Annotated in this window: 12 protein-coding genes and 1 tRNA gene; 9 read left to right on the top strand and 4 right to left on the bottom strand. The window is 66.4% G+C overall.

The window, feature by feature from the left end:
* Position 1 precedes the first annotated feature (1 nt).
* The 6 genes from ACNEOT_RS21845 (at position 2) to ACNEOT_RS21820 (ending at position 4,876) form a co-directional block, all read left to right on the top strand.
* A complete protein-coding gene (locus ACNEOT_RS21845) occupies positions 2–1,087 on the top strand; it encodes a P1 family peptidase (protein ID WP_415976696.1) in 1,086 nt (361 codons plus the stop codon).
* 61 nt (positions 1,088–1,148) lie between these two features.
* On the top strand, positions 1,149–1,778 hold the full coding sequence (locus ACNEOT_RS21840) for a rhomboid family intramembrane serine protease (protein ID WP_415976695.1): 630 nt from the start codon (positions 1,149–1,151) through the stop codon (positions 1,776–1,778).
* Positions 1,779–1,890: 112 nt separating this feature from the next.
* Positions 1,891–2,649 carry a cyclic nucleotide-degrading phosphodiesterase gene (locus ACNEOT_RS21835; protein WP_415976694.1) on the top strand — a complete coding sequence of 253 codons (759 nt, stop codon included), beginning with the start codon at positions 1,891–1,893 and terminating at the stop codon, positions 2,647–2,649.
* A 21-nt stretch (positions 2,650–2,670) separates the two neighbouring features.
* Positions 2,671–3,456 (top strand): ribonuclease PH, encoded by a 786-nt coding sequence (gene rph / locus ACNEOT_RS21830; RefSeq protein ID WP_415976693.1) that lies wholly within the window; start codon positions 2,671–2,673, stop codon positions 3,454–3,456.
* Entirely contained in the window at positions 3,449–4,063 is a 615-nt protein-coding gene (gene rdgB, locus ACNEOT_RS21825; protein ID WP_415976692.1) for an RdgB/HAM1 family non-canonical purine NTP pyrophosphatase, read from the top strand. The genes rph and rdgB overlap by 8 nt, the downstream gene beginning before the upstream one ends.
* 6 nt (positions 4,064–4,069) lie before the next feature.
* Complete coding sequence (locus ACNEOT_RS21820; protein WP_415976691.1) at positions 4,070–4,876, top strand: esterase/lipase family protein; 807 nt, start codon at positions 4,070–4,072, stop codon at positions 4,874–4,876.
* A gap of 2 nt (positions 4,877–4,878) precedes the next feature.
* Here ACNEOT_RS21820 and ACNEOT_RS21815 read toward each other — a convergent pair whose 3' ends face one another.
* From ACNEOT_RS21815 to ACNEOT_RS21805, 3 genes are all read right to left on the bottom strand, one after another.
* Positions 4,879–5,232 (bottom strand): DUF3817 domain-containing protein, encoded by a 354-nt coding sequence (locus ACNEOT_RS21815; RefSeq protein WP_415976690.1) that lies wholly within the window; start codon positions 5,230–5,232, stop codon positions 4,879–4,881.
* Positions 5,229–5,630 (bottom strand): transcriptional regulator, encoded by a 402-nt coding sequence (locus ACNEOT_RS21810; protein ID WP_415976689.1) that lies wholly within the window; start codon positions 5,628–5,630, stop codon positions 5,229–5,231. The genes ACNEOT_RS21815 and ACNEOT_RS21810 overlap by 4 nt, the downstream gene beginning before the upstream one ends.
* A gap of 317 nt (positions 5,631–5,947) precedes the next feature.
* Positions 5,948–6,032: transfer RNA gene (locus tag ACNEOT_RS21805), tRNA-Leu, on the bottom strand.
* Positions 6,033–6,160: 128 nt separating this feature from the next.
* Here ACNEOT_RS21805 and ACNEOT_RS21800 point away from each other — a divergent pair.
* A complete protein-coding gene (locus ACNEOT_RS21800) occupies positions 6,161–6,952 on the top strand; it encodes a TetR/AcrR family transcriptional regulator (RefSeq protein ID WP_415976688.1) in 792 nt (263 codons plus the stop codon).
* Here ACNEOT_RS21800 and ACNEOT_RS21795 read toward each other — a convergent pair.
* Complete coding sequence (locus ACNEOT_RS21795; RefSeq protein WP_415976687.1) at positions 6,919–7,593, bottom strand: hypothetical protein; 675 nt, start codon at positions 7,591–7,593, stop codon at positions 6,919–6,921. The genes ACNEOT_RS21800 and ACNEOT_RS21795 overlap by 34 nt on opposite strands.
* Positions 7,594–8,100: 507 nt before the next feature.
* Here ACNEOT_RS21795 and ACNEOT_RS21790 point away from each other — a divergent pair.
* Together ACNEOT_RS21790 and ACNEOT_RS21785 are read left to right on the top strand one after the other, a co-directional pair.
* Positions 8,101–17,400, top strand: a complete 9,300-nt coding sequence (locus ACNEOT_RS21790; RefSeq protein ID WP_415976686.1) for a fatty acid synthase subunit beta domain-containing protein — start codon at positions 8,101–8,103, stop codon at positions 17,398–17,400.
* On the top strand, positions 17,400–17,792 hold the full coding sequence (locus ACNEOT_RS21785) for a holo-ACP synthase (protein ID WP_008715184.1): 393 nt from the start codon (positions 17,400–17,402) through the stop codon (positions 17,790–17,792). Before ACNEOT_RS21790 ends, ACNEOT_RS21785 begins: the two co-directional genes overlap by 1 nt.
* Positions 17,793–17,867: the final 75 nt, after the last annotated feature.

The following is a 17,867-nucleotide window of genomic DNA, read 5'->3' as shown; positions in this document are numbered from 1 at the left end:
CGTGACTGCTGCTTTCCAGACTCCCGGACCGCGGGATTCCCTGACCGACGTGGCGGGTCTGCTGGTCGGTCACCATCACGAACGCGACGACGATGCCACCATGGGTTCCGGCGCGGCCACCGGCTGCACCGTGGTGCGCGCCCTCGGGGGCGCAACGGCCGCAGTGGATGTTCGAGGCGGAGGGCCGGGAACGCGCGAGACCGATCTGCTCGATCCGAGTCATTCCGTTCAGCACGTCAACGCGATCCTGTTGACCGCAGGCAGTGCGTACGGGCTCGCCGCGGCCGATGGCGTCATGCGATGGCTCGAAGAGCACGGCCAGGGCATTGCGATGGGCAGTCCGGACCACGTTGTTCCGATCGTGCCTGCTGCGGTCATCTTCGATCTTCCGGTCGGCGACTGGGCTGCTCGGCCCACGCCGGAATTCGGCTATCTCGCCGCGGCGGCAGCGGCAACCGACTTCGCGACGGGATCGGTCGGCGCGGGTGTCGGTGCCCGCGCTGGAGTTCTCAAGGGCGGCGTCGGTACGGCCAGCACGGTGATCGAGGGCGGTCCGGCCGACGGGGTCACGGTCGCGGCGCTGATGGTGGCCAATCCGGTGGGCGCAGTGTTCGATCCGCGCACCGGCCTGCTGTGGGGCGTCGGCACGCTCGGATCGGCAGCGTTCGGTATGCGCCCGCCCGATGCGTATCAGCTCTCGACTGCGCTCGCCCTCGAACCCAAGGGCACCGCGCTGAACACCACGATCGGTGTGGTTGCCACGGATGCGGAGCTGTCGTCGGCGTCGTGCAAGCGGATTGCCGTCGCCGGTCACGACGGTTTGGCCCGGGCCATCCGACCGGCACACTCGCCGCTCGATGGCGACACCATCTTCGCCGCGTCCACGGGCATCAGACCCGTGACAGCCGAGTCCTCGGTTCCCGCTGCGTTCTCAGCAGAACTCCCGGTGCTCGCGGCGGTCACCGAAGCCGCGGCGATCGTCGTCGAGCGGGCCATCGTCCGGGCCGTGCTCGACGCCACCTCGGTGGCCGGCATCCCCACGTACCGCCAGATCTTCTCGTCGGCGTTCGCCGATTCGCGAGAGTGAGCGCAGGTCACGAGACGTTCCTGCCCGGTACCGTTGGTGTGAGCGAAGGGTGGAGGCGATCATGAGCGAGATCAGTAACCGTCCCGGCGAGCGTGAGCGGCCGGTCTGGATGCAGGCCGCCATCGTCATCGGGGCATTCACCGCACTGTTGTGGATCATCGAGATCATCGATGTGGCCAGCGGATCGAGACTCGAACGCAACGGCATCGAGGCGCGATCGGTCGACGGGTTGTGGGGAATCCTGTTCGCGCCGGTGCTGCACGACGACTGGCAGCATCTGATCGCGAACACGGTGCCGATCGTCGTACTCGGGTTTCTGGTGTTGCTCTCCGGAATTGCGCGCGGTCTGGCTGCGACCGGGATCATCTGGGTGGTCGGCGGTTTCGGTACCTGGCTCACTGCCGGTTCGTACACCAACACGATCGGCGCGTCGATTCTGATCTTCGGCTTCATCGCGTATCTGCTGGTTCGGGGATTCTTCACCCGCAAGCTCGGACAGCTGGGCGTCGGGGTCGTGGTGTTCGTCCTGTACGGAAGCGCACTGTGGGGAGTGCTACCCAGTGATCCGAATATCTCGTGGCAGGGCCATCTGTTCGGTGCCGTGGGCGGAGTGGTTGCCGCTCGCCTGTTGTCGGCAGACGCGCGAGCGGAGCGGGCGCGCGCGAAATCGCTCGAACGGCCCACTCTGTAGTTGCGAGGTAACTGCAGACACACCTGTGGTCGGCGGTGAATTTCGCCGACTCGCGCTGTGAATACTGCCCGAACGTTTCGAGTGACGCACTCGGCGTGGCAGCATGGCTTTCATGCGAATTACCGTCCTGGGATGTTCGGGCAGTGTGTCCGGACCCGATTCGCCCGCGTCGGGCTACTTGCTGGAAGAAGCGGAGACCGCGCCGGTCGTCCTCGACTTCGGTCCCGGCATCCTCGGGGCGTTGCAGCGCTACGCCGACCCGGGAGACGTGAGCGTTCTGCTCTCGCATCTGCACGCCGATCACTGCCTCGATGTTCCGGGGCTGCTGGTGTGGCGTCGCTACCATCCCAATCCGCCGGAGGGGCGAGCGATCGTCTACGGGCCCAAGGACACTGCATTTCGGCTCGGAGTCGCCTCGGCCGAGTGCGGTGGGCAGATCGACGACATGTCCGACACCATCGACCTGCGCCGCTGGGTCGACGGCCGCACCGTGGAGTTCGGAAAGCTGTCGATTCTCACGCGACAGGTGTTTCACCCGCCGGAGTCGTACGGCATGCGCGTCACCACAGCGGAAGGCCGCACGTTCGCGTACAGCGGCGACACCGGAATGTGCCAGGCAGTGCGAGATCTGGCGCACGGGGCCGACATGTTCCTGTGCGAGGCGTCGTGGACCGACAGTCCCGAGCGACCGGAGGGCGTTCACCTGTCCGGCACCGAGGCGGGCCGTATCGCACGTGAGGCCGGTGTGGGGGAGCTGTTGCTCACGCATATCCCGCCGTGGACCTCGCGTGAGGACGTGATCGCCGAGGCGAAGGCGGAGTTCAGCGGACCGGTGCACGCGGTTCTCCCAGGGGACGTATTCACCGTCTGACGACGCGCTAGGCTTCGAGTCGTGTCCAGACGAGAAGACGGCAGGGCGGACGACGAGCTCCGCACCATCAAGATCACCCGCGGATTCACCAGCCACCCGGCAGGGTCGGTGCTGGTGGAGTTCGGCAACACCAGGGTGATGTGCACGGCGAGTGTCGAGGAGGGCGTACCGCGCTGGCGAAAGGGGTCCGGCCTCGGCTGGCTCACCGCCGAATACGCGATGCTCCCCGCCGCGACGCACACCCGAAACGGTCGCGAGTCCGTCAAGGGCAAGGTCGGCGGACGCACCCAGGAAATTTCGCGTCTGGTCGGACGCTCACTGCGAGCATGCATCGACCTTGCTGCGATCGGCGAGAACACCATCGCCCTCGACTGCGATGTTCTTCAGGCCGACGGCGGAACCCGTACCGCGGCCGTGACCGGAGCATTCGTGGCTCTCCACGACGCGGTCACCTACCTGCGCGCAGCGGGACGCTTGGCCGATCCGCAGCCGATCTCGTGCATGATCGCCGCGGTCAGCGTCGGTGTCGTCGACGGGCGGGTGCGCCTCGACCTGCCCTACGAGGAGGATTCGCGCGCCGAGGTCGACATGAACGTCGTCGCCACCGACACCGGCACACTGGTGGAGATCCAGGGAACCGGCGAGGGTGCCACCTTCCCGCGCACCACACTCGACAAGTTGCTCGACTCCGCATTCGTCGGCATCGAGAAGTTGTTCGAGGTGCAGAAGGAAGCCCTTGCGTTGCCGTACCCCGGCATCCTGCCCGAGCCCGCGGCCGCAGAGTCGAAGAAGAAGTTCGGTGCCTGACTCGAAGCTTCTGGTAGCGAGCCGAAACGCGAAGAAGCTGCGCGAACTCCGGCGCGTGCTCGACGCCGCCGGAGTGGCCGGAATCGAACTGGTGGGCCTGAACGAGGTGCCGCCGTTCCCGGAAGCGCCCGAGACCGGAGCGACCTTCGAGGACAATGCACTCGCGAAGGCGCGCGACGGGGCGGCTGCTACCGGGTTGCCCTGTGTGGCAGACGATTCCGGAATCGAAATCGACGCGCTCAACGCGATGCCAGGAGTGCTCTCGGCGCGGTGGTCCGGTACGCACGGACAGGACGAGGCCAATACGGCGCTGGTCCTGGCGCAGCTGAGCGATACCCCGGACGAGCGTCGCGGAGCCGCATTCGTCTCGGCGTGCGCCCTGGTGATTCCCGGCGGTACCGAGACTGTGGTCCGCGGCGAGTGGCGTGGTGTGGTGAGCCGAGAGCCGCAGGGGGAGAACGGCTTCGGCTACGACCCCGTCTTCGTGCCCGAGGGTGAGGGCCGCAGCGCCGCTCAGCTGAGTCCGGAGGAGAAGGACGCAGCTTCACATCGCGGTCGCGCGCTGCGACAGTTGATTCCGGCCCTCGAAGAGTTGGCGGGGCTGTAGCTCGTGGTGACCCGAACTGCTCTGACGCGGGCAGCGGTGGTGTTCGCCGCGGCCGCGTTGTGCTCGACGGGTATTCCGGCCTCCGCGGCACCGGCTGTGGGCTCCTTCGCCGAGGCCTTCGCCTACTCGATCGTGCATCCGGGAGTGACGCCTCCTGGCTCGAACGACTTCTCGTGTGTTCCCAGTGCGCAGCATCCGGAGCCGGTGGTACTGGTGCACGGCTTCCTGGAGAATTCCTACGACAACTGGGCATCGCTGTCGCCGAAGCTGGCCGACGCCGGCTACTGCGTGTTTGCGATCGACTACGGCAACACCGCGCCGGTGCAGGCCCTCGGCGCGCTCGAACCGATCCCCGACAGTGCTGCGGAACTGTCGGCGTTCGTCGATTCCGTGCTCGCGGCGACGGGTGCGCAGAAGGTGTCGATCGTCGGCCACTCGAAGGGTGGCACGGTGCCGCGCTACTACGCCCGCTTCCTCGGCGGAGACCGCACGGTCGCGCGGATCGTGGCCTTGTCTCCGCCGAACTACCCGACTGCGGGCCCGCCGGTGCAGGACGACGTGCTCGGGCGACTGAACGAGGGCAGCGACACCGTGCCGGGCATCGAGTACACCACCATCGCCACGCGCTACGACGAGATCGTCATTCCGTACACGGCCTCCCTGCTCAGCGGCGCGGGAAATACGAACGTGGTGTTGCAGGACGTGTGCCCGAACAACGTCGTCGAGCACACAGGAATCTCGTACGATCCGGTGGCTCAGCGGCTGGTGCAGAACGCACTGGATCCGAACAACGCGCAGCCGATCAGCTGCTGACGTCAGACGGCGAAGTCGGCTTTGACTTGCTTGGTGCGCTTGTGCTCGACGTAGAACGACAGGAACGGGATGGTTCCGGCGAGCAGGGTGCCGATGGTGCGGCCGGCCGGCCACCGTACCTTGATGGCGAGGTCGATCGTGAACACCAGGTACACGAGGTAGACCCAACCGTGCACGACGGCAATCCAATTGGGCACGTTCTCGACCTCGAAAATGTACTTCGCGACCATCTCGGTCACGAGAACCAACAGCCAAATTCCCGTGGCGTACGCCAGAACGCGGTAGCGCAGCAACGCGGAAGCGATTTTCTGGGTCTTGTTCGCAGACGCCTGCGTCTTGTCCGGTGCCGAACTCACGTGGTGCTCCTGTCGGTCCCGCGGGATTCGTTCAGCTCCGCGAGGTAGCTGTTGTATTCGAGTAGTTGCCGGGCCTCGGGATCGTCGAGGTCGGAAGCGTCGGCCGCCGGCGCATGCCGCTGGGGGAGCAGATCGAGGGGTACCTCGGTGGGCCCGTCGGGCTTGGCCGCAGCGGCCTCCTCGGGGTCCTCGTCCTCGAGGCGGACGAACTTGCGGTAGGCGTAGACCACGAAGACTGCGAACAGCGGCCACTGGAATGCGTATCCGAGGTTCTGACCGTTGCCGCCGACCGCCTCGAAGCGTTCCCATTGCCACCAGCCGAGGCCGAGGCAAACCGCCGCAGACACGATGACCAGCGCGATAAGCGCAGGTCGGCGGTTCGGGCGGGGTGAGGTCACCCCTCGACGTTACCGGAGGCACTACTACCGGAGGTAGTCGCGTGCGGCCCCTCAGCGGTGATTCTCGCCATGACCGCTCCGGTTTTCCTACGTTCGACGACGGTTCGCGCGTGCCTCGGCGAGTTGCTCGGCACCGGGTCCGGTGACGTCGGCGAGCGCGCTACTGCGTCCGGTCAGCACCAGCGCCAGGGTGCCCGCCGATCCTTCGATGACGGGTCCCTCACCGCGGGTCCAACCGAGATCGGTTGCGCGCCACTGCAGTCGAAGTTCGGAGCCTTCGAGCCGCCTTCACTCATCGAAAACAGCCGACGCATATGTGGTGCGCGAGGGGGGACTTGAACCCCCACGTCCTGAGACACTGGAACCTAAATCCAGCGCGTCTGCCAATTCCGCCACTCGCGCGTGCCGATGAAGTCTACAACCTCGATGGCTTCTGTCACCGGCACGGGGAGGCGGCCTGCTTGCCCACCTGAACAGCCCGTAGGCAAACGGTGCAGGTGTACACCGTACGGTGTCGCTACACTCGGCGAGTGGCATCGAAAAAGGACGTTCCCTTCGACCCGGCCCGGACGCTAGGGCTCCTGTGGCGAGTCGATGCCAAACCGAGTCGAACGGGATTGAGCGTGGACGCGATCGTCGACGCCGCCATCGAACTGGCCGATGCGAGCGGTCTCGAGTCCGTGTCGATGCGCAACGTGGCCGAGCATCTCGGTGTCGGCGCGATGTCGCTCTATACGCACGTACCGGGTCGGGAGGAATTGGCCGACCTGATGATCGATCGAGCGCTTGCGGGCCTGTACTCCGACGTCGACGAGCCGTCCTCCGTGCCCGGCGGGTGGCGTCCCGCGATGCGATTCGTTGCCGAGCGCAATTGGATTCTGTATCAACGACATTCGTGGTTGTTGGAGGCGGAGGGGACTCGGCCCGTGCTCGGGCCGCACACCAACGACAAGTACGAGGCCGAGTTACGCCCCCTCGGCCACACCGGCCTGAGCGACATCGAGATCGACTCCGTTCTCACGCTCGTGCTCACCCATGTATCCGGCACCGCGCGAGCCCTGGCCGCCGTCACTCGAGTGAAGGAGCAGTCGGGCATGTCCGACGCCCAGTGGTGGGCTGCGACCGCACCGATTCTCGAACGGGTGATGGACCGCGAACGCTTCCCGGTGTCGTCGCGGGTGGGGACGGCCGCGGCGACGTCCTACGACGCCGCCAGCGACCCGGTGCACGCCTACCGGTTCGGGTTGGAGTGCATTCTCGACGGAGTGGAGGCGATGATGACGCGCAGTCAGCTCGCCGATCGAAGTGCCGCCCCGGATTGACCTGTTTCGGAGTGTCTCCGTCTCGGCCTGCGTAGTTTGTGCTGATAGCGCCAGACTGCGTGCTCGAGCGAGGCGACATCTGTGTCGAGTGCATGCGCTGCGGCTGCGAGGACGACGGGGGAACGGTCCTCGGCGATGCCGGCAGCGAGGTCCTGGTGGAGTGGCTCCAGTGCGTCGGCGACGAACGAGTGCAGGTGCTGTGCCGCCTTGTCGGTTCGCACTCCGAGGTGCATGAGCATGCACTCCCAGGTGGTCTCTCCGAGGCCTGGGATCGTGCGGAATGCGTCGAATTGCTTGTCGGTGTGCCGCTCGAAGTCGGCCGAACGGATCAACCCCACCGAGACCAAGGTCTGTGCTGCCACAGCGGCTGCAGCACCCTTGGTTCGGCTGTTCCCTGGAACGAGCTGACGGTTGGACAGGATCTCCACGAGTCGATCCGGATCCGAGATCAGTTCAGCAAGGGTTGTCAAGTCGTCGAGTCGGTTATCGCCGCGATGCGACCGCCACCGCTGGATCACCGCGCGGACCCCGCTGTCGGGTCCCCCGTAGGGTGCGCGGGCGGAGAAGATCGCGTCGAGCAACGCCACCTCGCACTCGCCCCGCCACCCGGGTGTCCAGTGCGGCGAACGCGACTGTGACACAAACGATTCGATATGTGTGAGCATTGCGTTCAGTTCGTCCGCAGTGCAGATGTCCGTTACCGATGAATACATGAATTCCCCCCGGATTTCGTCGACCACTCTCTCGGTGAGTGGCTCGATCGCACAACGTAGAGGAGCCCACCGACAACGTTGCTCGTTGCCAGGATGTGCTCGAGATCACATCACGAAAAGATAACGAATAATGCGAGGGTTTCCTCATGTTTCGGTGCCTCGGGCAGTCCCCTCGCCAGCGTCGATGTGGGTTACCAGCGAGTCGGGTAAACGGAAAGTAAAGCCTCTCTCGAGGGCGTACTCGCTGGTAGCACTCGGACGTCCGAGCAAACCTGAGGATTTCCTCATGATTTTGTGTCAACCTTGAGCAGCGCGGAAGAGACCTGTCGAAGGACCGGCTCACCGCTTCTGCCCCGAAAGCCCACGACGCACTCGGGCAGCCGACACAGCGAACGCCCCGACCCCCCGAGGCGTCCACGAGAGGAATCTTCAGCCTTGACGATCAACGAGAGCACACCATCACACGGACGAGGCTCGCGAAGCACCGGCAACGCAGACAAATCCCCTAGAAGCAATGGCGGCTCTCGGACTCTGGCAGATCGTTTCGCCGCGGGCGAGCCCTACGCGTTGGCCTTCGGTGGCCAGGGTGCACCGTGGCTCAGCTCGCTCGAAGAATTGGCTCGCGATTCCGCGCTCGAGCCCGAGCTGACCGATCTCGTCAACGAGGCTGCAGCAACTCTCGCGCCCGTTGCGGACGAGCTGCTGGTCGTCCGCTCGGTCGGGTTCGACCCCATCGGCTGGATGCTCGAGCAGGACCTCGCAGACGATGACGCCGTCGGCTCGTACGGACCGTCCGAGGCTGCACTGACGTCCGCCGCCGTCTCGCTTCCCGGGGTATTCCTCACGCAGGTCGCAGCGCTGCGTGCGTTGAAGCTGCAGGGCCTCGATCCCGCCCAGACCCCGCCCGTCCAGGTCGTCGGACACTCGCAGGGTCTCATCGCCGCCGAGTCCGTCGCAGCCGACGGTGCGCAAGACGCGAACTTCCTCGCGATCGCCCAACTCGTCGGTGCCGCAGCAGGTCTCGTCGGCCGCCGCCGCGGCATCATCGGTGCCGGAGACCGCGCGCCGATGGTTTCGGTTGCCAACGTCGAACCCGCACGCCTCCAGACGATCATCGCCGAGCTCGCCATTGCCGGAGCGCCGGAGCGATCAGCCGCCCTCGCCATCCGTAACGGCCGACGCCGCGTCGTACTCTCGGGACCGCCGGCCCAGCTGGCCCGCGTGCAGGAGAAGTGCGAGCAGATCGCTGCCGAGGAAGAGCGTGACCGCGACGCCAAAAAGCGTGGCGGTGCCGTGTTCGCTCCCGTCTTCGAGCAGCTTCCGGTCGAGATCGGCTTCCACCACCCCGCCCTGGAAGACGCCGTGGAACTCGTCAGCGCGTGGGCGCAGCGTTGTGGACTCGACGTCGAGCTCGCACGCGACCTCGCGCAGAAGATCCTCGTGGACTCCGTGGACTGGGTCGAGGCCATCGACGGTGTCGTCGATGCCGGTGCCGACTGGATCCTCGATCTCGGTCCAGGTGACTTGCTCACCCGCATGACCACTCCGGCACTGCGTGGACAGGGTGTTGGCATCATCGCCGCGTCCTCGCGCGGGGGCCACCGCAATCTGCTCACGCCAGGAGCTGGTCCCGAGGTCCAGCCCGCGTGGTCTGCCTTCGCCCCCACGCCGGTCACGTTGCCCGACGGTCGCGTCGTGGTCGAGACCTCCTTCACGAAGATGACCGGACGTTCGCCGATCCTGCTCGCCGGCATGACGCCGACGACGGTCGACGCGAAGATCGTTGCCGCAGCTGCCAACGCAGGCCACTGGGCCGAACTCGCCGGTGGCGGCCAGGTCACCGAGGACATCTTCACCGATCGCGTCGCCGAGCTCTCGACTTTGCTCGAGCCCGGCCGCGCCATCCAGTTCAACTCCCTCTTCCTCGATCCGTACCTGTGGAAGCTGCAGCTCGGCGGACGCCGCATCGTGCAGCGCGCTCGCGCAGCGGGTGCCGCCATCGACGGCGTCGTCGTCACCGCAGGCATCCCGGAGCTCGAAGAGGCAGTGGCCCTCATCGAAGAGCTGTCCGAGGCCGGTATCAGCTACGTCTCGTTCAAGCCCGGCACCGTCGCGCAGATTCGCGCCGTCATCCGCATCGCCAACGAGGTTCCCAACTACCAGGTCAACGTCCACATCGAGGGTGGCCGCGCAGGCGGACACCATTCGTGGGAGGACCTCGACGATCTGCTGCTGACCACCTACGCAGAGCTGCGGGCCCGGCCCAACCTCGTCGTCTGCGTCGGCGGCGGCATCGGTACACCCGAGCGGGCAGCGGAGTACCTGACCGGAACGTGGTCGGCTGTACACGGCTACCCGAAGATGCCGCTCGACGGCATCCTCGTCGGCACCGCAGCGATGGCCACTCTGGAGGCCACGACGGCTCCCGAGGTCAAGCAGCTTCTGGTCGACACACCCGGAACCCCCGATTGGGTCGGTGCCGGTACTGCGAACGGTGGAATGGCCTCGGGCCGAAGCCAACTCGGTGCCGACATCCACGAGATCGACAACGCGGCATCGCGGTGCGGTCGACTGCTCGACGAGGTCGCCGGCAACGCCGACGCCGTGGCCGAGCGTCGCGAGGAGATCATCGCCGCACTCGACGGCACCGCAAAGCCGTTCTTCGGTGACGTCGCCGAGATGACGTACCAGCAGTGGCTCGTTCGCTACCTCGACCTGGCCATCGGAACCGACTCTCGCAGTGACTTCGATTGCGGCGGTGAGTTCACCGATGCCGTATCCGAGGCACGCGAATCCGTCTGGCTGGACGTTACGTGGCGCACTCGCTTCCTGGAGATGTTGCAGCGCGCCGAGGCTCGTCTGCACCCGGTCGACCGCGGACCCATCCCCACCCTGTTCGCCGACGCCGAGGTTCTCGAACGCCCTCGCGCAGCACTGAAGTCGCTGCTCGCGCAGTTCCCCGATGCCGTTGATGTGGTTCTGCACCCGGCCGACATCACGTTCTTCACCTCGCTGTGCCGCATGCCGGGCAAGCCGGTCAACTTCGTCCCCGTCGTCGACGGTGACGTGCGCCGCTGGTGGCGCAGTGACTCGCTGTGGCAGGCACACGATGCCCGCTACTCCGCCGATCAGGTCTGCATCATTCCCGGAACCGTCGCCGTCGCAGGCATCACTCGCGTCGACGAGCCCGTGGGCGAGCTGCTCGATCGCTTCGAGAAGGCCACCGCAGACCAGCTTCTCGCCGACGGCATCGAGCCGACGGCCATCGCGAGCCGTCGCCATGCCGACATCGCACCCGGACTGCTGGGCATCGTTCTGGCCGCGCCCGACGTCACCTGGGCCTCGCGTATGACGCAGAACCCCGTTGCGCGCCTGGGTGATCCGGCCGACTGGACCGTCGAATCCGAGATGGTTGCCGTACATCCGCAGACCGGCTCGTCACTGACCGTGCTGGATTCCGAGCACGTCGAGCTGCTGGTTCCGCTCGCACCGGGCAAGGAGGTTCGCATCCGTCTGACGGTTCCGGCCTCCACGATCGACGGCGGCGCTCCCGTCGTCACCGCGCAGGACGCTCAGCAGGCCATGTCGGCACTCCTCGGAGTTGCTGCAGGCCAGGAACTTCCGGCCGTCAAGGGCGGTGTTGCACGCCTGAACATCGCGTGGATTCCGGATCTGATCGCCGACCACGCAGGCGTCACCGGATCCGGACTGCCGGACACATTGACCGTCAGCGGTAAGGCGGTCCCCGACGTTCTGGTCGGTGCCTGCTGGCCTGCTGTCTTCGCCGTCCTCGGTGCCACCAGAAACGCCGAGGGCATCGACGTCATCGAAGGCATGCTCGATCTGGTTCACCTCGATCACAGCGTGAATCTGGTCGGCAAATTGCCCACGGACACTTCGATTCTCGTCGTCAAGGCCGCTGCAGGAGAGGTACTCGACACCGACCTCGGCCGCGTCGTCGAGGTCACCGTCGAGATCGGTGCCATGCTCGGTGAGGGCCTCGATGCTCCTGCCGTCGCAACTCTGGTGGAACGCTTCGCGATTCGTGGACGCACCGGCAAGGGCGAGCTCGTCGACCCGGCTCGCGCAGGTGGCTCGGTGAGCGCCGACGCTCAGGACACTCCGCGTCGTCGCCGCCGTCAGGCAACCATCGTCGCCCCGCGCAACATGGCTGCGTTCGCTCAGGTCTCGGGCGATCACAACCCGATCCACACCTCGGACGCCGCGGCGTTGCTCGCCGGTCTCGGCAGCCCGATCGTGCACGGCATGTGGCTCTCGGCCGCTGCCCAGCAGACGGTGACTGCAGTCGACCACGCGGACACCAAGACTCCGCCGCGTCGCCTCACCGCCTGGACCGCACGCTTCCTCGGAATGGTTCGCCCCGGAGCCGAGATCGACGTTCGCGTCGACCGCACCGGATTCGACCAGGGTGCCGAACTGATCGAGGTCTCCTGCCGGGTGGCAGGCGAGCTGGTCATGGTCGCTACTGCTCGTACCGCGCCGCCGAAGACCGTCTACGCCTTCCCCGGCCAGGGCATCCAGCGCGCAGGCATGGGACTGGACGCACGGGCTCGCTCGAAGGCCGCACGTGAGGTGTGGGAGCGTGCCGACAAGCACACCCGCAGCGCGCTCGGTTTCTCCATTCTCGCTGTGGTGCGCGACAACCCGACCTCGCTCAAGGCGCGCGGAGTCACTCACAAGCACCCCGACGGTGTGCTGCACCTGACTCAGTTCACCCAGGTCGCGATGGCCGTTCTCGGCGTCGCACAGGTTGCCGAACTGCGTGAATCCGGTGCGTTCGTGGAGAACTCGATTCTCGCCGGCCACTCCGTCGGTGAGTACAACGCGCTCGCAGCAGTTGCCGGTGTGCTTCCGCTCGAAGCCGTCCTCGAGGTCGTCTTCCAACGCGGTTCGGCCATGCACGCTCTGGTTCCGCGTGATGCCAGCGGCCGCAGTGATTACCGCATGGCAGCTATTCGCCCGTCTCAGATCGGCCTGGCCGACGAGGACGTGCAGGGCTTCGTCGCCGGTGTCGCCGCAGAATCCGGTGAGTTCCTCGAGATCGTCAACCTCAACCTGCGCGGTTCGCAGTACGCCATCGCAGGCACCGTCGCCGGCCTCGGCGAGCTCGAGAAGAAGATTGCCATCCGCCGAGCCGAGTTCGGTGGCAAGGCCGCCTACATCATGGTTCCCGGCATCGACGTGCCGTTCCATTCCACGGTGTTGCGCGGCGGAGTCGACGACTTCCGCCACCGCCTCGAGACCCTGCTCCCGGCGCAGATCGATCCGGCGATCCTGGTGGGACGCTACATCCCCAACCTGGTGCCCAAGCCGTTCTCGCTGCGACGCGAGTTCGTCCAGGAGATTGCCGATCTGGTTCCCTCCGAGCCGCTGAACACCGTTCTCGCAGAATTCGATTCGTGGGCCGCACGGCCGAGCGATCTGTGCCGCGTGATACTGACGGAGCTGCTCGCATGGCAGTTCGCCAGCCCGGTGCGCTGGATCGAGACCCAGGACCTGCTGTTCGCAGACGAGTCCGACGGCGGCATGGGCGTCGAGCGCTTCGTCGAGATCGGCCTCGGTGCAACCCCGACCGTGGCGAACCTCGCGTCGCAGACCCTCAAGCTGCCGGGCCGCTTCGGCCACCCGGTCGAGGTACTCAACCTCGAGCGCGAGGCTGCGATCATCTACGGCACCGACACCGACCCGGCTCCGGACGACGAGGAAGAGTCGGCCCCCGCTACCGAGGCAGTGGCGGCTCCCGCTGCAGCTCCGGCCTCGGCTCCCGCACCGGCGGCAGCACCGTCCGGCGGACCTCGCCCGGACGACATCGCCTTCGTCGCGGCCGACGCCACCAAGATCCTCATCGGCCTGTGGACAAAGCTGCAGCTCGATCAGATCGGGCCCGCCGACACCATCGAGGCACTGTGCGACGGTGTGTCCTCACGTCGTAATCAGCTCCTCGTCGACCTCGGCTCCGAGCTCTCGCTCGGTGCCATCGACGGTGCGGCCGATGCCGACATGGGCGCGCTCTCGGGCACGGTGAACAAGCTGGCCCGTACATACAAGCCGTTCGGTCCGGTGCTCAGCGACTCCATCAACGACCACCTTCGCAAGGTCTTCGGCCCCTCGGGACGACGCCCGGCCTCGATCGCCGATCGCGTCAAGAAGACCTGGGAACTGGGCGACGGCTGGGCGCACCACGTCACTGCCGAGGTCGCTCTCGGTACCCGTGACGGTGCCTCGGTTCGTGGTGGAGCGCTCGGCGGCCTGGCCGACGGCGCGCTCGCAGACGGCAACGCAGTCGACAACGTCATCGACGCGGCCGTGGCCGCGGTAGCCGCACGTCGCGGCGTCGCAGTGTCGATGCCGCAGGCAGGCGGTGGAGCCGGCGGAACCGTCGACGCTGCTGCCCTCGGTGAGTTCACCGAGCACATCACCGGCCGCGACGGCGTTCTCGCCTCCGCTGCTCGGCTGGTGCTCGAGCAGCTCGGACTTGCGGATGCGCCCAACGCATTGCTGGCCGACAATCCCGATGCTGCTCTGGTGGAGCTGGTTTCGGCCGAACTGGGATCCGACTGGCCTCGCCTCGTCGCCCCGGCGTTCGACGCCAAGCGCGCCGTCCTGATCGACGACCGGTGGGCCACCGCCCGTGAGGACCTGGCCCGGTTGTGGCTCGGCACCGCAGGCGACATCTCGGTCGAGTCCTTTGCCGGCGCAGGCAATGCTGTTGCGGCACAGGCGCAGTGGTGGAAAGCCAAGGCCGACTACGAGAACAAGACCGTTCTCGCTGAGATCTTCGGACGCATCGCGAGTATCGCGGTGGCATCCGAGGACAAGGGCCAGTGGGCCGACGAGGTCGCAGTCGTCACCGGCGGCAGCAAGGGCTCCATTGCCGCTTCTGTGACGGCCAAGCTGCTGGGCGGGGGAGCGACGGTCTTCGTCACCACCTCCAGGCTCGACGACGAGCGACTCGGCTTCTACCGTTCGCTCTACCGCGACAACGCACGCAGCGGAGCCTCGCTCTGGGTGGTTCCGGCCAACATCGCGTCGTACACCGACGTCGATTCGCTCATCGAGTGGATCGGCAGCGACTTCATCGACAATGCCGGTGGCGCAAAGACTCTCGTCAAGGCCGGCGTGACCCCGACGATGCTGTTCCCGTTCGCCGCACCTCGGGTCGTCGGCGAGATGTCCGACGCCGGAGCTCGCGCCGAGATGGAGATGCGCGTATTGCTCTGGTCGGTCGAACGCCTGATCGGCGGACTGTCGAAGGTCGGCTACGACAACGACATCGACACGCACCTGCACGTGGTGCTGCCGGGTTCGCCCAACCGCGGAATGTTCGGTGGCGACGGTGCCTACGGCGAGTCCAAGGCGGCACTGGATGCCGTTGTCGCCAAGTGGGGCTCGGAGAAGAACTGGGCCGAGCGCGTGTCGATCGCCCATGCGCACATCGGTTGGGTCCGCGGAACCGGCCTGATGGGCGGCAACGACCCCATCGTCGAGGCCGTCGAAGCAGAGGGTGTGCGCACCTGGTCGACCGACGAGATGGCGACGGAGTTGCTGCAGCTGTGCACGCCTGCCGCTCGCCGTCAGGCCGCTCAGGAGCCGATCGTCGCCGATCTCACCGGTGGACTGGCCAGCACCAAGCTCAACCTCGTCGAACTCGCTCGGGATGCGGCTGCGGCCGCGGCCGAGAAGACCGAAGAGGCAGTGGATGATTCGGTGATCGCGGCACTGCCCGCACCGCCGCGTCTGTCCACCTCCACCACGACGCCGGAATGGACGGCGCTCGACGTCGACCCGAAGGATCTGGTTGTCATCGTCGGTGCAGGCGAGCTCGGACCCTACGGCAGCGCACGTACCCGCTTCGAGATGGAGGTCGACGAGCAGCTCTCTGCCGCAGGCGTTCTCGAACTCGCGTGGAACACCGGCCTGATCGCCTGGGAGAACGATCCCAAGCCGGGTTGGTACGACATCGAGTCCGGGGATCTGGTGCCGGAGGAGGACATCGCCGACAAGTACCACGACATCGTGGTCGAGAAGTGCGGTATCCGCACCTACGGTGACGACGGCGCGATGGTCGGCAACACCGCCCCGCTGATGACCTCGATCTTCCTCGACAACGACCTGACGTTCGTGGTCGGAACCGAGATCGATGCACGGTCGTTCGCGGCAGCGGATCCCGAGCACACGCTGATCACGCCGGTCCCGGATTCGAGCGACTGGCAGGTCACCCGCAAGGCGGGCACCGAGATTCGCGTTCCGCGCAAGATGAAGCTCACCCGCACCGTGGGTGGTCAGATTCCGACCGGATTCGATCCCACCAAGTGGGGCATCTCGCCCGACATGGCCAGCTCGGTCGATCGTGTCGCCCTGTGGAACATCGTCACCACCGTCGACGCGTTCATCTCCTCGGGCTTCAACCCGTCGGAGCTCATGCGTTGGGTGCACCCCACGCTGGTGGCCAACACCCAGGGCACGGGTATGGGCGGCATGGAATCGATGCGCTCGCTGTACATCGACACGCTGCTCGGCGATGCCCGTGCGAACGACATCCTGCAGGAAGCGCTGCCGAACGTCGTTGCCGCGCACGTGGTTCAGTCGTACATCGGTAGCTACGGCGCGATGGTTCACCCCGTCGCCGCCTGCGCCACCGCGGCAGTCTCCGTCGAAGAAGGCGTCGACAAGATCAAGCTGGGCAAGGCGCAGCTCGTGGTCGCGGGCGGATTCGACGACCTGAGCACCGAAGGCATCATCGGCTTCGGTGACATGTCGGCCACCGCGGACTCGGCAGCGATGACCGCCAAGGGCATCAGCGATCGACGGTTCTCGCGGGCCAACGACCGCAGGCGCGGTGGATTCGTCGAATCCCACGGCGGTGGAACGATTCTGCTCGCTCGTGGCGATCTGGCACTCGAGATGGGCCTGCCGGTCCTCGGAGTGGTGGCCTACGCACAGTCGTACGGCGACGGAGTGCACACGTCCATTCCGGCTCCGGGACTCGGCGCGCTCAGCGCCGGTCGCGGCGGTAGGGATTCCGCGCTTGCACTCTCGCTGAACGCACTCGGCGTCAGTGCGGACGATGTGGCCGTCATCTCCAAGCACGACACCTCCACTGCAGCCAACGACCCGAACGAAGCGGAACTGCACACCCGCCTCGCCAAGGCCATCGGCCGCTCGGACGGCGCTCCGCTGTTCGTCGTCTCGCAGAAGAGCCTCACCGGACACTCGAAGGGCGGAGCAGCTGCCTGGCAGCTGATCGGCCTGTGCCAGGTGCTGGCCAACGGCGTCATCCCGCCGAACCGCAGCCTCGACTGCGTCGACGACAAGATGACCGCGTTCGAGCATCTCGTGTGGGCTCGGGAGCCGCTGCGCTTCGGTGACTCGGTACCGCTCAAGGCCGGTCTGCTCACCTCGCTCGGATTCGGGCACGTGTCCGGACTCATCGCGCTGGTGCACCCGCAGGCATTCATCGAGGCCGTTCCGGCCGAGCGGAGAGCCGAGTACATCGCGAAGGCGAACGAGCGTCGCATTGCCGGTCAGCGCAGGCTCATCTCCGCGATGGTGGGAGGAGATTCCCTCTACGAGCGACCCGACGATCGACGGCTCGGACATGACGGGACGCCGGCCAAGACGTCCCGCGAACTGGAGGCACACATGTTGCTCAACGAGTCCGCTCGCCTCGGCGAGGACGATGTCTACTTCTCCGGTCTGCCGGGTGCCATCTGATGGCGATCCTGGGAGTGGGTTTCGACCTGGTGACGGTGTCCGACTTCGCCGAGCAGATGGAGAAGGTCGGCACGACGATGATCCGCGACAGCTTCACCGCTGGTGAGCGTCGGCATGCCGCGACGAAGAGTTCCGATCCGACCCGCCACTACGCAGCACGGTGGGCCGCCAAGGAAGCGGTGCTGAAGGCTTGGGCGACATCACGATTCGCTCGGCCGCCGCAGATCGGTGACAACCCGTACCCGTTGATCGAGGTCGTCAACGATGCGTGGGGCCGTCCGTCCATCAAGTTGCACGGGATGGCGCAGGAGTTCTTGCCGACGGTGAAGATCCATCTGTCGCTGACGCACGACGGCGACATCGCCGCCGCGGTGGCGATCCTGGAGGAGTGACTCCGCGCTGAACGGCGAAAGGCCCGTCCGATCTTCGAGATCGGGCGGGCCTTTCGTGTGGGGTCAGCAGGGCTG

It is taken from the genome of Rhodococcus sp. 077-4, assembly GCF_047782425.1.
Classification (GTDB): domain Bacteria; phylum Actinomycetota; class Actinomycetes; order Mycobacteriales; family Mycobacteriaceae; genus Rhodococcoides.
The sequence above is the reverse complement of the archived record's forward strand: the minus strand, read 5'-3'. Positions and strand labels throughout refer to the sequence as shown.

What these genes read in the sequence shown, in the direction of transcription:
- ACNEOT_RS21840 (WP_415976695.1), top strand. Translation starts at nt 1,149, where the DNA reads ATGAGCGAGATCAGTAACCGTCCCGGCGAGCGTGAGCGGCCGGTCTGG.
- ACNEOT_RS21835 (WP_415976694.1), top strand. Translation starts at nt 1,891, where the DNA reads ATGCGAATTACCGTCCTGGGATGTTCGGGCAGTGTGTCCGGACCCGAT.
- ACNEOT_RS21785 (WP_008715184.1), top strand. Translation starts at nt 17,400, where the DNA reads ATGGCGATCCTGGGAGTGGGTTTCGACCTGGTGACGGTGTCCGACTTC.